The sequence below is a fragment of the Leucobacter sp. genome (genome assembly GCF_053528595.1).
Genome location: NZ_JAIVPF010000059.1, coordinates 21,948 through 36,270, shown reverse-complemented (window position 1 = coordinate 36,270; position 14,323 = coordinate 21,948). Strand labels below are relative to the sequence as shown.

General features: G+C 73.5%; 11 protein-coding genes. 5 read left to right on the top strand and 6 right to left on the bottom strand.

Annotated features, from left to right (window positions below; all coding sequences use genetic code 11):
• Positions 1-12: 12 nt before the first annotated feature.
• The 3 genes from aroC to aroB are packed head-to-tail and all read left to right on the top strand — an operon-like array spanning position 13 to position 3,008.
• Entirely contained in the window at positions 13-1,209 is a 1,197-nt protein-coding gene (gene aroC / locus ACWKZU_RS12050; RefSeq protein ID WP_449282566.1) for a chorismate synthase, read from the top strand.
• Positions 1,206-1,928 carry a shikimate kinase gene (locus ACWKZU_RS12045; protein ID WP_449282565.1) on the top strand — a complete coding sequence of 241 codons (723 nt, stop codon included), beginning with the start codon at positions 1,206-1,208 and terminating at the stop codon, positions 1,926-1,928. Before aroC ends, ACWKZU_RS12045 begins: the two co-directional genes overlap by 4 nt.
• The gene (aroB, locus tag ACWKZU_RS12040) at positions 1,929-3,008 is read left to right on the top strand and encodes a 3-dehydroquinate synthase (protein ID WP_449282564.1); all 1,080 of its coding nucleotides are present in this window, start codon (positions 1,929-1,931) and stop codon (positions 3,006-3,008) included.
• 21 nt (positions 3,009-3,029) lie between these two features.
• Here aroB and ACWKZU_RS12035 read toward each other — a convergent pair whose 3' ends face one another.
• The 6 genes from ACWKZU_RS12035 to ACWKZU_RS12010 form a co-directional block, all read right to left on the bottom strand.
• Complete coding sequence (locus ACWKZU_RS12035; protein ID WP_449282563.1) at positions 3,030-4,571, bottom strand: PucR family transcriptional regulator; 1,542 nt, start codon at positions 4,569-4,571, stop codon at positions 3,030-3,032.
• Positions 4,572-4,585: 14 nt separating this feature from the next.
• Positions 4,586-5,623: an S-methyl thiohydantoin desulfurase domain-containing protein gene (locus ACWKZU_RS12030; RefSeq protein ID WP_449282562.1), complete on the bottom strand. Its 1,038-nt coding sequence runs from the start codon at positions 5,621-5,623 to the stop codon at positions 4,586-4,588.
• Between the two features lie 52 nt (positions 5,624-5,675).
• Positions 5,676-6,776: a DUF917 domain-containing protein gene (locus tag ACWKZU_RS12025; protein WP_449282561.1), complete on the bottom strand. Its 1,101-nt coding sequence runs from the start codon at positions 6,774-6,776 to the stop codon at positions 5,676-5,678.
• A complete protein-coding gene (locus tag ACWKZU_RS12020; RefSeq protein WP_449282560.1) occupies positions 6,773-8,326 on the bottom strand; it encodes a hydantoinase/oxoprolinase N-terminal domain-containing protein in 1,554 nt (517 codons plus the stop codon). Before ACWKZU_RS12020 ends, ACWKZU_RS12025 begins: the two co-directional genes overlap by 4 nt.
• A 40-nt stretch (positions 8,327-8,366) precedes the next feature.
• Complete coding sequence (locus ACWKZU_RS12015; RefSeq protein WP_449282559.1) at positions 8,367-9,695, bottom strand: purine-cytosine permease family protein; 1,329 nt, start codon at positions 9,693-9,695, stop codon at positions 8,367-8,369.
• Positions 9,696-9,831: 136 nt separating this feature from the next.
• Complete coding sequence (locus ACWKZU_RS12010; RefSeq protein ID WP_449282601.1) at positions 9,832-11,289, bottom strand: AAA family ATPase; 1,458 nt, start codon at positions 11,287-11,289, stop codon at positions 9,832-9,834.
• 82 nt (positions 11,290-11,371) lie between these two features.
• Between ACWKZU_RS12010 and ACWKZU_RS12005 the strand changes: the two genes are divergently transcribed.
• Together ACWKZU_RS12005 and ACWKZU_RS12000 are read left to right on the top strand one after the other, a co-directional pair.
• On the top strand, positions 11,372-13,237 hold the full coding sequence (locus ACWKZU_RS12005) for a VWA domain-containing protein (RefSeq protein WP_449282558.1): 1,866 nt from the start codon (positions 11,372-11,374) through the stop codon (positions 13,235-13,237).
• Between the two features lie 30 nt (positions 13,238-13,267).
• Positions 13,268-14,242: a hypothetical protein gene (locus tag ACWKZU_RS12000; protein WP_449282557.1), complete on the top strand. Its 975-nt coding sequence runs from the start codon at positions 13,268-13,270 to the stop codon at positions 14,240-14,242.
• The last annotated feature ends 81 nt before the right edge of the window (positions 14,243-14,323 follow it).

The window sequence follows — 14,323 nt, the reverse complement described above, 5'->3', positions numbered from 1 at the left end:
AGGATAGAAGGCATGCTGCGTTGGCTGACCGCCGGAGAATCTCACGGCCCCGAACTGATCGCTGTCCTGGAGGGGCTGCCCGCCGGCGTCCCCGTCTCGCTCGACGGGATCCGGGAGGATCTCGCCCGCCGCAAGCTCGGCTACGGCCGCGGTTCGCGCATGAAGTTCGAGCAGGACGAGCTGCACCTCTCGGGCGGAGTGGTCCAGGGCGTATCCATCGGCGGCCCCGTCGCGATCCGCATCGGCAACACGGAGTGGCCGAAGTGGACCGAGGTGATGAGCGCCGAGAAGACCGAGCTCTCCGAGAAGTCGCGGGGTCGCGGCGCTCCGCTCACGCGGCCGCGCCCCGGGCACGCCGACCTGGCGGGCATGCAGAAGTACGGCTTCGACGAGGCCCGCCCGGTGCTCGAGCGCGCGAGCGCCCGTGAGACCGCGGCGCGCGTGGCGCTCGGCGCCGTGGCGCGCGCCTTCCTGGCCGAGCTCGGGATCCGGCTCGTGAGCCACACCGTCTCGATGGGCGACATCGCCGTGCCCGCGGGCTCGCCCCTGCCGCGCCCGGAGGACGTGGCGGCGCTCGACGCCGATCCGCTGCGCTGCTTCGACGCGGAGACGAGCGCGCGCATGGTGGAGGAGGTCGACGACACGAAGAAGTCGGGCGACACCCTCGGCGGCATCGTGGAGGTGCTCGCCTACGGCCTGCCCGTCGGTCTCGGCTCCTACGTGCACTGGGACCGCCGCCTGGACTCCCGCCTCGCCGGCGCCCTCATGGGCATCCAGGCGATCAAGGCGGTCGAGGTGGGCGACGGCTTCGAGACCACCCGTCGGCGCGGCTCCGCGGCGCACGACGAGCTGCGCATCGCGGACGGGCGCATCGCCCGCGACACCGGTCGCGCCGGCGGCATCGAGGGCGGCATGACGACCGGCCAGGTGCTGCGCGTGCGCGCGGGGATGAAGCCGATCGCCACGGTGCCGCACGCCCTGCCCACGGTCGACGTCGCGACCGGCGAGGAGTCGAAGGCCCACCACCAGCGCAGCGACGTCTCCGCCGTGCCCGCCGCCGGCGTGGTCGCCGAGGCGATGGTGGCCCTCGTCCTGGCCGACGCGGTCGCCGAGAAGTTCGGCGGCGACAGCGTGGCCGAGACGAAGCGCAACCTCGAGTCGTATCTGGCGGCGATCCCCGAGCGGCTGGCGACCGTCATCGAATCGTGAGCGCGCACCGGCGGGTGAACCGGGACGCCGGGCCACCGGCCCAGCGACCGAAGCCCGGGCCGCCGACCACGCCGATCCGGCAGCAGCCGGCGCCGGAGGAGCCCACGGGCGCCGCGCAGGAGGGCCCCGCCGCAGCACCGGCCAAGGGTCGCCCGCGCCGTCGCCGGCGCCGCCGCGGCGGAGCCCGGCTGCCGGAGCGCGCCATCGTGTTCGTCGGCCCCATGGCCGCCGGCAAGACGAGCCTCGGGAAGCGGGTGGCCCGCGAGCTCGGGATCCCCTTCGTCGACACCGACGCGGTGTTCGTGCGGCAGCACGGGGTTATCGCCGACTTCTTCGCGACGCACGGGGAGGCCGAGTTCCGGCGCCTCGAGGCCGAGGTCATCGAGGCGGAGCTCGCCGTGCCGGGGAGCCGCATCGTCGCGCTCGGCGGCGGAGCGGTGATCACCGAGAGCACGCGCCGCCTGCTGCACCATCACCCGGTCGTCCTGCTGCTGACCACCCAGGACGCGGTGCTCCGCACCGCGAACCTGTCGCGCAGACCGCTGCTGCGCGACGATCCCGAGGCGTGGGGGCGCATCCTGGAGGAGCGCCGCCCGTACTACGAGGAGGTGGCCGACGTCACCTACCGCACCGACCGGGCCACGAAGGAACAGCTCGCCCGCCGCGTCGCCCAGTGGGCGCGGTCGTACGCGAGGAAGCAGAACGAGAGGGAGCAGTAGATGAGCGACGCCATCGTCATTCCGGTCACCGGTGAGAGCGAGTACACCGTGACCGTGGGACACGGGGTGCTCGATCGCCTGCCCGAGGCACTCGGCGACCGCGTCGCGAAGGTGCTCATCGTGCACACCGCCACCGTCGGCAAGCTCGCCGACGAGCTGCGCGCCTCGCTGCAGGAGCGCTACGGGCAGGTGCTGCTCGCCGAGGTGCCCGACGCCGAGGCCGCCAAGCGCGTCGAGGTGGCGGCCTTCTGCTGGCAGATCATGGGCCAGGCCGACTTCACGCGCACCGACGCGGTGATCGGCCTGGGCGGCGGCGCCGTCACCGACCTGGCCGGCTTCGTCGCGGCCACCTGGCTGCGCGGGGTGCGGCTCGTGCAGATCCCCACGACGGTGCTCGGCATGGTCGACGCCTCGGTCGGCGGGAAGACCGGGATCAACACCGCCGAGGGCAAGAACCTCGTCGGCTGCTTCTACGCCCCGGCAGCCGTGATCTGCGACCTGGAGCTGCTGGCCACGTTGCCGAAGAACGAGATCCTGGCCGGGTTCGCGGAGGTCGCGAAGTGCGGCTTCATCGCCGAGCCCGAGATCCTCGACCTCATCGAGGCCGACACGGATCGCGCCACCGATCCGGGAAGCCCCGAGTTCCAGCGGCTCATCGAACTCGCGATCGGCGTCAAGGCGCGGGTCGTGTCCGAGGACTTCCGCGAGGGCGGGCTGCGCGAGATCCTCAACTACGGGCACACGCTCGGGCACGCCATCGAGCACGCCGAGCGCTACCAGTGGCGGCACGGCGTGGCGATCTCGATCGGGATGATGTACGCCGCGGAGCTGGGCCGGCTGGCCGGCTCGCTCTCGGACGAGGCCGTGGAGCGGCACCGCCGCGTGCTCTCGGCGCTCACACTGCCGCTCTCGTACCCGGCCGGGCGCTGGCCCGGCCTGCTCGCGGCGATGCAGCGGGACAAGAAGGCGCGCGCCGGCATGCTGCGCTTCATCGTGCTCGACGACATCGCCAAGCCGAGGGTGCTCGCCGGCGTGGACGACTCGATGCTCCAGTTCGCCTACCAGGAGATCGCGAGCTGATCCGTTCCGGGGGCGCCCCGCTCAGGTGCGGCGGGCGAGCACGGCGCGGCACGCCAGGTGGAGTGCGAGCCGGGTCTCCGGCGATGCGAGGTCGACGCCGACGAGCTCCTGCGCGCGCTGCACCCTGAGCGCCACCGTGTTGCGGTGCAGGCCGAGCGCCGCCGCGGTCGCCTGGATGCCCGACTCGTGATCGAGATACGCGGCGAGCGTGTCGAGCAGCTCGGGCGCCTCGTCGAGCAGCGGGGCGAGCAGCGACTCGGCGGCGGGGAGGAAGGTGTCGGTGCCCGTCCAGGCGAGCAGCAGCTGCTCGAGGCCGAGGCTGTCGACGCGCACGAGGTACCCGCTGGCGGAGCGCGAGGCGGCGATCCTGGCGGCGTCGGAGGCCTCGCTGAGCGTGCGCGAGAGGCCGGCTTCGCCGCTCTGCAGCGATCCGATGCCGAGCGCGATGTCCCGCGCGGTCCGCAGTTGCTGATGGATCCGGTGCAGCAGGCTCGCATACGCCTCCACCTGCTGCGCGGTCGGCGGATCGGCGAGGCTCAGCCAGCCGAGCACGCTCGGTCCGGCGAGCGCCGCGTGCGCCTCGACCGAGATGGCGCTGAGCTCGTGGGAGACCGCCCTGAGCAGCCCGATCGGGTCGACCCTGCCGCGCGGGGCGAACTGGAACCCCAGGTGGTATCCGCTCGTGCGCCAGCCCCGCTCCGACATGCGGCGCTGGACGTCGGGATCGCGCGCCCCGCGCAGATCGACGAAGTCGCGCAGCAGGTCTGACGACGAGGACGCGTCGTTCACCGCCGCGAGCTCGTCGATGAGGATGCGCGCGGCCACGGCGGGCATCATGATCTCGGCGACGGTGGAGAGCGTGCGCAGCTGCGCGTCGCCCAGGCCGGTGCCGAAGACGACGAGGCGGAGGCCCGCCCGGGTGGAGCTGTCGACGCGCACCGATGCCGCCGCGGCGCTTCCGACGCGCGCGACGCTGATCCACCGCGAGAAATCGAGGCCGGCGGCGAGCTCGGGATCGAGCTCGCCGCCGGCCTGCTGCACGGCGGCGCTCCCGTCGGCGAGAGCCACGCCGTGCCCGATGGCTGCGGAGAGGTGCCCGAGCAGGTCCGAGAGATCGGCTGCGGGGTACTCGAACGCGTGGGCCACCTTGCGCACGTAGTCGATGGTGAGCGCGTCGCGCGCCTGCTGCAGCTGCCAGCAGGCGCGCGCGAGCCCGGCAGGCCGCACGACGTCGAGCAGGGTGAGGCCGAGCCGATCGGCGAGCTTGCGGGCGCCGCGCTCGGCGCCGAGCGCTCCCCGCGCGGCGAGCGCCGCGAATCCCCGGTCGCGCACTCGCCGGATCAGGGAGTCCTGCTGCCAGGTCGCATCCGGGAACGGGGAGGTCAGCACGAGCAGGCCGTCGGCGACCGGCGTCTCGGCATCGTCCACCGCCACCTCGGTCCATTCGTCGGTGCGGGCTTCCGCGGCCCCCGGCGATTCCGCGGCGCCCGGTCCCGCGACGACGGTCAATCCGCCGTTGTCCGGGTGGGCGAGCAGCGAGGCGAGGTCGAGTCTGGCGTGCACTGCGCGATCGCGGGTCACCATCCGGGGTCCAATCCCTGCAGTCCGTACGAGGAGGGGAAGACGCTGCGGGCCCTCCCCGGCGCTCCCCGCCACCAGCCGTCGGCGCGGAGCGTGAGGATCGCGACGTGCCGGTTCAGGCGGAGCTCGGTGACCTCGATGAGCTCCCGCGTCAGCGCGTCGAGCGCGACGATGAAGTCGGGGGCCGTCGCCACGGGCTCCCCATCGGCGAGCACCGCGAGGTACTCGGATCGGGCCACGAGCCTGAGCACCGCCCCGTCGCCGCCGCCGATCTCGGTCGTGTGCACGTGGGGGTCGGAGCGATCCTGCGAGATCCCGAGGACCCTGCCCTGTCCGAGGAGCGTCGCCCCGATCCTGGAGGCCAGGTCCTCGAGCGAGCCGGCCGCGGTCTCGACGAGCGCGGCGCCGATCTCCCGGGAGCGCCGCAGATGCCCGTGGATCGAGTGCTCGACGAGGTCGCCCGCGGTGAATCCCGCGACGAGGATGCGACCCACGCCGCCCGCCTGGATCATTGCGGCGCGCATCAGCCGATCCACGTCCTCCGCCCGGTCGGACCGGATCAGCGAGACGCCGTTCGCGCCGGTGCCGCACACGGCGAAGAGCCCGGGAACACGGTCGAGGAACAGTGTGGAGCGGTCGAGGGTGGGGACCGCGCGGCCGCTGCAGTCGGCATCGATGAGCGTGCGGTCGTCGGAGAAGAAGAACGGGGTGAGGGCGTTCGTCCCGCCGCCCTCGAGGGAGCAGACCGCGTCGAGCCGCCCGCCGATCCAGCGCTCCGCGACCTCGATGAGCGGATCGAACGCGTCGAGCCCCGGCAGCCGCTCCGCGAGGAGCATCGTGGATCCGGCGAACGCCGGAGCGAAGCAGCGGGTGTCCGGATCCAGCTCCGCGGGCAGGAACGCCGTCGCCGGGCCGTCGAAGCCGCGTCCGAGCATGAGCTCCACGTGCCGCGGGGATCCGCCGCCGCCCGAACCGCAGAACGAGGCCCCCGCAGAGATGATCGGCAGGTCCTCGGCGGAGACGGTGAACGGCATGGTCCCCAGCGTAGGGGGTCGTGCGGCGGAGCGGACGCTCCGCCGCACGATGTCACGCCCCGCCGGCCGCGATGGGCGCTCCTGCGCGGACCGAGCCGTCGAAGCGGTGCGGATCGAGATCGTACCCGAAGTAGCGGGGCCCGACGAGCGCGATGGCCTCGGGGGAGTGCCAGCGCTCGTCGGCGGGCGAGGCGATGACCCGCACCCGCTGGCCGTAGCGGAGCCCCTCCGTGGTGACGGGCTCGCCGCTCTCGTGGTCGAGCACCATGATGAGGTCGGGCGCCGTCGCGAGGATCTCCCCGTCGAGGGCGGCGATGAGGTGCTCGTTCTGGAACGAGAGCTCGAGCGTGCGGTCGCCCTCCGAGAGCACGGCGCGCCCGCGAGCGAACCCGCTCGTCGTGGCGCGCTCGACATCGGTCACCTTGCCGCCGAACAGCACCCGGCCGCCGAGCAGCTCGGCGACGCGCGCGACGGAGTCGACCTTCTCGGAGCGGGCCTCGACGATGCCCCGCCCGACCGCCCGGGACAGGCTCAGCGAGTCCCGCACGAGCGTCCTCCGCGCCGTCTCCCCGGACATGTGGAAGCCGGAGAGCATGATGGAGCACCCCATCTCGACCGCCGCGACCCGGATGATGCGCTCGCCCCAGATGTTGTCGATCGTGCGCAGCACGCCGATGTTCCCCTTCTCGTCGGCGTACGCGAGCGGCGAGGCCTGCACGCCGTACAGCGTCGGCAGCACCATCTGGAGCTCCGGGAAAGCCCGGCCCATGCCGTCGCCGTCCACGAGGGGGAGCCCGAGCGCCGCGGCCGCCGCGATCGGGATCGTCGAGTTCACGCCACCGACCTCGATGCACATGATGTGCGTCACCGGACTGCCGTAGTGCTCGGCGAGCTCCTGCAGCGGCAGCACGACGGAGCCGAGGCTCGGCAGCTTCTCCACCATGACGGTGGGGGCGCCCAGCATCGAGACGTTGGCGACGACGGCGTCGTCCGGGAGCTCGTCGAGCGAGACCACCGTGACGTCGCCGTGGGCCCGGAGCGCCTGTTTGGCGAGCAGGCCGCCGATGTACGGGTCGCCGCCGCCTCCGGTACCGAGCACCGCCGATCCGCGGGCGATGTCGTCGATGTCGTCCACCGAGATGGTCCAGCTCATGGTCGTACCTCCATATCCAGGTCGCCGACGGCCTTCACCCGGATGCGGGTCGCATTGCCCGGCAGATAGGGGATCGGCACCTCGTCGAAGTCGATGATCGTGACGGTCGAGGGGATCGCGCCGGCGGCGACGGCCCGCTCGGCGGCTTCGGCGCGCACCTCGGCGATCGTCCGCTCGCGCGCGCCCGGCTCGATCGAGTAGACCTTGTCGATCTCCCCGCCGACTTGGGCGATCGATGCGCCGATCGCGTTGGCCACGGCGTAGTTGTCGGGCTTCGACACCTCGCCGAAGATCGGGAGCCGGTCGGGCAGCAGCACCGAGCCGCCGCCGACCGCGACGACCGGGATCGGCTCCGGCGAGGTGCGCATGCGATCCACGGCCTCCGCGATGCGGTCCGCGATGCGATCCAGCACCCGCTGCACGAACGCGGGATCGAGGTGCGCCACCCTCGAGCGGTCTCCGATGTCGGCGCGGCCCGCGGCGACCGCGATGTCGGTCGCCGTGAGCGTCGATCCGCCGAACACGAGCGCCTCGGACTGGAGCCGGTAGCCGACCGATTCGGGCCCCACCTCCGCGGTGTCCTCATCCACGACGCTGCCGCCGCCGATCCCGAGCGAGAGCACGTCGGGCATGCGGAAGTTGGTGCGGATCCCGGCGACCTTCACCTCGTTCGCGGTCTCACGGGGGAAGCCGTTGATCAGCAGGCCGATGTCGGCGGTCGTGCCGCCCACGTCGATGACCGCGCAGGTGCCGAGCCCGCTCGTCAGGGCGGCGCCCCGCATGGAGTTGGTGGGCCCGGAGGCGAAGGTCGCGACCGGATAGCGTCGGACGTAGTCCTCGTCCATCAGCGTGCCGTCGTTCTGGCTCAGGAAGATCGGCGCCGTGATGCCCTGGGCGCGCACCGCCGAGGTGAGCCCGTCGACGATCTCCGAGGCGAGCTCGCGGAGTGCGGCGTTGATCACCGTCGCGTTCTCGCGCTCGAGCAGTCCGATCCGGCCGATCTCGTGCGACAGGGAGATCGCGACGTCGTCGCCGAGCACCTCGGCGACGATCGCGGCGGCCTCGGTCTCCAGGTCGTGGTTCACGGGGCTGAAGACGGAGGAGATCGCGACCGAGCGGATGCCGTGCTCGCGCATGTCGACGGCGTGCCGGCGCAGCTCCTCGGGGTCGAGCGGGCTGATCGGGCGCCCGTCGAACTCGTATCCGCCGTGCGCGAGGTAGCCGCGCGCCTCGATCGCGGCCGTGAGGTCCGCCGGCCAGTCGATGAGCGGGGGCAGCGCCTCCGTCGCGGGCAGTCCGAGGCGCAGGGCCGCCGTGGGCGCCAGGCGCCTGGCCTGCACGAGGGCGTTGATGAAGTGGGTCGTGCCGATCATCACGGCGGCGATGTCCGAGCCCTCGAATCCATGCGCGGACCGGAGGTCCTCGATCGCTCGGACGATGCCGCTCGTCACGTCGGGGGTGGTCGAGTGCTTGACGCCGGCCAGGGTCCGGACGCCGTCCATGAGCACGGCGTCCGTGTTCGTGCCGCCGACGTCGATACCGATATGCATGCTTCTCGCTTTCATGGGTGTGCGGGGTCAGGGGGGCCGATCAGACGGCGGCGACGCGCTCCGGCTCGCGAGTGGGAGCCGAGCCGATGGGGCGGATCCAGCCGAGCCGGCCGGCGACGACGTAGAGCACCATCGAGATCAGCAGCGACAGCACCGCCGGGATGCCCCAGGTGATGAAGTAGCCCGCGACCGAGGAGACCAGCCAGATGACGATGGTCGCGGGGACGATCCTCGGCGCGGAGGCGGGAAGACGGCCCTCGGCGTTCGAGGCCTCGAGCTCGGGGCGCCAGCGCTTCACGATGTAGTACTCGGCGACCATGATGCCCGCGATCGGGGGGAAGGCGACGGACAGGAGGATCAGGAAGCCGGTGAACTGACCCAGGATGCCGGCCGCGGCGAGGATCGAGCCGGCGACCCCGAGCACGATCGTGGTGGTGGAGCGGTGCAGGTTCCTGCCGAAGGCGGTCGAGATGAAGTTGACGAGTCCGAGCGTCGAGGAGTACAGGTTCCAGTCGTTGATCTTCAGGGTGCCGGTGATGACGATGAGCAGCCCCACGACGCCGACCGAGGAGGTGATGATCGCGACGATGTCGCCGGTCGCCGCCGCGTGCGCCACGAGCACGCCCGAGAGGCCGATGACGAACTCTCCGAGGGTCACGCCGACCACCGTCTGCTTCACGACGTCGGCCCGTGAGCGGTTGAAGCGGGTCATGTCGGCCGAGATGATCGCGCCGACGATGAGTCCGCCGGCGACGATGCCGGTGCCGGCCCAGACGCTCATCGTGGGCCCGGGGGCCGGACCGGTGAGCAGCTCGCCGAGGTCGTGCCGGGAGAGCTCCGTGAAGATCGACCAGCCGACGAGCACGAGGAAGAGCGGCACGGTGATGTTCGCGAGCCACTGCATGCCGGTGAAGCCGAACGCGACGATCGCGGTCACCGCCAGGCCGAAGAGCAGGCTCCAGAGCCAGATCGGCATGACGCCGGGCATGAGACTGTCGAGCGACTGCGCCGAGATCGCCGACTGGATTCCGAACCAGCCGACGAGGCTGATGCCGATCGCGAGCCCGACCAGCGAGGCGCCGACCTCGCCGAAGCCGGTCCAGCGGGCGAGGAGCGCGGTGTTGAGGCCCTCGCGCTGGCCGATGAAGCCGACGAAGACGATGACGATCTCGAGGATGATCGAGCCGAAGAGGAAGGCGAGCGCCGCCTCCCCGAAGGTCATCGAGTAGCCGAGCGTCGCGCCGAGGAGGAACTGGGTGAGCGCCGAGACCTGGCCGAAGCGCTGCACCGCGATTCCGAACCAGTGCTTGCGGGAGGAGGCGGGGACTCGGGTGAGTGCGAAGTCGTCGCCGTGGGTGTTCCGGGACATGAGCATCCTTGCTGGTGTGTACTGGAGGGGGTCACCGCCAGAGTATGCTCGGCACGGATCGGCAGACATGGGCATTCTGCACGAATTCGTCGTATCGGAGTGCGAAGTGCACTGCAATGCCGGGATTCGGCCGGGATCACCCGATCCGGAATCCCTGGCCCGCGAGGATCAGGGCGAGCACACGACGATCCTCGCGGTGCATCACCCCCTCCACGAACCGCGTGAGCGCACGATCCAGCGACACGGAGCCCGCACTCCCCGCAACCTTCTGCAGCACCGCGACCAGGGTGCGGGGAGCGAGCACCGCCTCTTCGAGGCCCGGCCGCCCGTCGATCTCGCGCTCGGTGCTCACGTAGTCGCCGAAGCCCTCGCCGTGCTCGCCGGCGAACACCTGCTGGCTGATGAACGCTGCCCGGGCGACGCGGAGGAGCTCCTCGCCGGGCAGCTCCGCGGGCAGCCGACCGCGCCGGTCGACGATCGCCGCCGCCGCGAGCAGCGCGTTCTCGGCCGGGAAGTCCTCGTAGCCGAGGCCGGTGTCCGGGTAGTGCACGCGGTACGCGTTCGCGCCGAATCGGTTGACCAGCTCGGCGCTGAGCCGGTCGAGGCCGCGATAGCGGTGCGGGGTCTGCTCGTTGGCGGTGGCGAGGATCGCGAAGCCCGGGGCGATGCGCACCTCCCGGCCGGCGTCCTCCTGCACGCCGAGCGCGTCTCCCGGCCGCAGCTGCAGAATGCGGTTGAGCCGTTTCAGGAACTCGGCCGGCATGGCGTTGAGCTCGTCGAGGATCACCGGACGCCCCTCGGTCATCGCCCGCAGCAGCGGACCGGGCACGAAGGCGCTCACCGTTGCGCCGCCCTCCGCGCGCAGCTCGTGGGTGCCGATGAGCTGCGCGCTCGTGATGTCGCCGTAGCCCGACACGAGTTCCGGATCCATCCCCACCGCGCGCCGCGCCAGGTACTCGGCGAGTGCGGTCTTCGCCCCGCCGGTCTCGCCGACCAGCAGCACCGGGTCGCCGTGCAGCACCGCGGGCAGTGCCTCGGCGATGATCCCGCTCATCTGATCGGTGAGGAGCAGGCCGTCGCGCAGCTGGCGCCGGGCCTCGCGCAGGCGCAGCGCGCCGAGCGCGTCGAGCACCCCGTCGCGTCGCGTCGCGGTCGTGACGGCCGCGCGCCACGCACCGCCGTTCGGGCCGTCGCCGCCCGCGATGTCGTCTTCGCCGCGGCCGGCGCGCCCGCGGAGGCCGGCCGCGCGGGTGCGCTCGGAAGCGGTGAGGGATCGCCCGCCCGCGATCGCGCGTGCCACGATCGCATCGGCCTCCGTCAGTCGGCGCCTCCGCCGTTCCGTCTCGCGATGCACCTCGACCGCGAGCCGCAGGGTGCGCGCCCGCTCCTCGAGCGCGAGGTCGATCGCCGATCGGTGCTGCGGATCCTCGAGGATTGCGGCCAGCCGCCCGTCGAGCAGCGCGAGGTCGGCGCGATGGGCGCCGGCCTCCGGGCTCGCCGGGTCCTCTGCGGCGAGGGCGCGCCGCACCCGGCGCCGCTCCTCGGAGATGGTCCGGGCCTCGCGCAGCACGGGATCCGCATCGAATGCCAGCATGCCCGTCACGCTACCATTCTCCGCGCGTGCCCGGACCGGGTGGACCCGCGGCGGTGCCTCGCATCCCCGGTAGGGTGAGGGCATGGAGGCGCGCGAGGGGCTGCAGGCCGTCGGGGCGCTGCTCGGGATCGCCGTCGCAGTCACCGACGAGCAGTCGTGGGACCTCGTGCGGCCGGAGGGCCGCACCCCAGAGCTGCGGGTCGGCCTCGGCTGGTACGCGGTGCGCGGTCACGGCGACGAGGAGGCGGTCGCGCTCGCGCTGCTGCAGCTGTGGGAGAGCGTGCGGGGCGAGGCCCGGTTCCCGGATCGCGCGCGCCGGGCGCGCTCGATCGTGTCGGCGCGACCCGAGACCGGGCCCCTCGTCGTCGCCGTCATGCGCCTGCAGGCCGAGGCCGAGCTGCTCGTCGCGATGCCGGGCATGCGTCCGCGTCTCGCGGCGGCCCTCGAGCGCAGCCTGCCGCACGCGAGCCCGGAACAGCCGCGGCACCTGCAGTGGGTGGCCGTGCTGCTGCGGGCGGGGCTGGGCGCCGGGACACCGCAGGCCGACGCCGACGTGACGGAGGAGTGGCGGGCGCTGCAGCGCCGCGGAGACGGGCGCATCGATCCGCTCCGGCGCGTGCTCGCCCCCGACCCGGAGCGCCACCCGCTGGAGCGCTTCGAGCGCTCGCTCGCGCTGCTGCTGCCGCCGTACGAGCGGCTGCTCGCGCTCGACGCCCGCGAGCGCGGCCCGGGCGAGGCGCCGGACGGCGCGACCGCGCAGGAGCACGAGGGCGGCACTGCGGCGGACGACTTCGGTGCCGCGGGCGCTGGGGCGGAGGGAGAGACGGGCGCAGAGGGCTCGGACGCGAACGGCGAGGCCGCGCCGCCCGACGCCGACGATTCGCGCGCCCGGGCGGGGGAGGGGCGCCAGGGCGCGGAGGGCGCGGACCTCTTCGCGGCCGAGCAGGCGGGGTTCGTGCGCGACTTCCTCGCGACGCCGCTGCCGGCCGAGGGCGCGCTCGTGCAGGCGCTCGTCGATCTCGACGCCGGCGCCGAGGCGGCTGAGCCGCGCGGGGACTCCGAGCGGGACCCGGGGCAGGAGGCGGCCGGTGCGCCCGGGTCGGGCGCAGCGCTGGCCGCGGCGGACTACCGGTCCCGGGCCGCCGAGCTCGCCGGGGCCGTCGAGCGCATGCGCGAGGTCTGGGCCCGGGTGATCGCGGAGCGCGTCGCGCGCGTGCGCACGATCGGACGCCGCGCGGTGCCGGAGGGCGAGACGCTCGACCCGCAGTCGCTGGCGGAGGCGTTCGCCGAGGCCAGGTCGGGAGTGCAGCGGCCCGCGGCGTTCCTGCGTCGCGAGACCCGGCCGCGGCGCACGCGCCGGGCCGGGAGCACGGACTACGTGCTGCTCGTCGATCGATCCGCGTCGATGCAGGGCCGCCCGGCCGTCGCCGCAGCCGACGCGACGCTGGTGATGCTCGAGGCGCTCGCGGGGGCCGAGCGCGACATCGCCCACGCCGAGGAGCGCCAGGGCATCGAGCTGGATCTCGACATCCGCACCGCTCTCGTGCTCTTCGACGCGGAGGTGCAGCTGGTGAAACCCCTGTCGCGCGGGCTCGACGACACCGTGCGTCTCGACATGGTCGCGGGCATCCGCTCGCCGCGGGGGTCGACCAACGACGGCGCCGCCCTGCGGCTCGCGGCCGAGCAGCTCGGTCTGCTCGGGGGGTCGACGGGCGACGGCCGGGAGCGCCGGCGCGTCGTGATCGTCGTGAGCGACGGCGGCTCCAACGACGAGGCTGCGTCGGCGCGCGAGCTGCGCCGCCTGCGAGCCGCCGGCGTGGGCGTGCACGGCATCGGGATCGGCTCCGACGAGGTGGTGCGCCGGTATGCGCCGAGCAGCCGCCGCGTCGACGATCCGCGCGACATCGCCGAGGCGCTGCAGCAGCTCGTCGAGAGCGAACTGCCGTGAGACACTGGTCACCGCGAAGGGAGGCGGCGCATGTCGCGGACGGATGAGGAGACGGGGGCCCGGCTCGCCCGTGCGCTGTTCCCGGATCTGGCGGCGGAGCTCGATGCCGCGCTCGCCGGGGGTGGGGGCGGCGCCGAGCAGGGTTTCGACGCCTGGCTCGACGACCGCACCGCCGCCGTGCGCGCCGAGCTGGGAGGCGCGGCGTTCGGCGCCGTGGAGGACGCGGGGGCGCTCGAGCGCCTCGAGCGGGCGTTCGCCGCCGCGCGCACCGTGGCCGGCTGGGCGGGGCTGCGCGTACCCGAGCCGGAGGCCTTCGCGGCGGCGGGCGTGGATTTCGCGCGCCTGGGGGCGGCCCTGGCCGCCGATCCCACGCTCACCCCGGTGACGGCGCCCTACGGTCTGGGAGCCGATGGCTGGCGGGCGCTGTTCGCGCGCGCCGCGAACGAGGCGTGGAGCCCCCTGGGCGGGGGAGGCCGCGCGGCCGGGGAGGCGAGCGGTGCTGCCGGGGAGGCGAGCGGTGCTGCCGGGGAAGTGAACGGCGCTTCGGCCGGGGAGGTGAACGGCGCTTCGGCCGGGGAGGCAGACGACGGATTCTCCGGTGCGGCACCCGAAGCCCGGCCGCTCGTGCTCGCCAGCGAGGCCGAGCGGGAGTTCGCGCGGCTCGACGCCGTTCCCGACTCGTCGGCGCCCGCCGTGGGCACCGGCACTCTGCGCTGGACGCTGCGCCTGGTGCCGGCGGGCCTCGCGCCCGCCGTGCTCGGTCTGAGCTTCGAGCACGGCCCGCACGCGTCGCTCCCGGAGATGCTCATGCTGCAGCTGATCCGGGTCGTCGCGGGGGAGCCGCTCGTCGACGCGCGCAGCTTCACCTGGCTCGCGGGGCCGCTCGCCGACGGGCGGCTCGCCGCCCGGCACGTCTACGACTCGGCCGAGCGCGTGGTGCGCATCAACTGCCGCGAGGTCGGCAACCAGGGCCCGCATCTCGGAGCCCGGCCGCCCGTGGGGTAGGGCGCGGGCGAGGTGCTCGCCTTCGCGGTCTGCTCGCCTCGTGTTCTGCTTGCTTCGCGGTCTGCTCGCTTCGCCACGCAC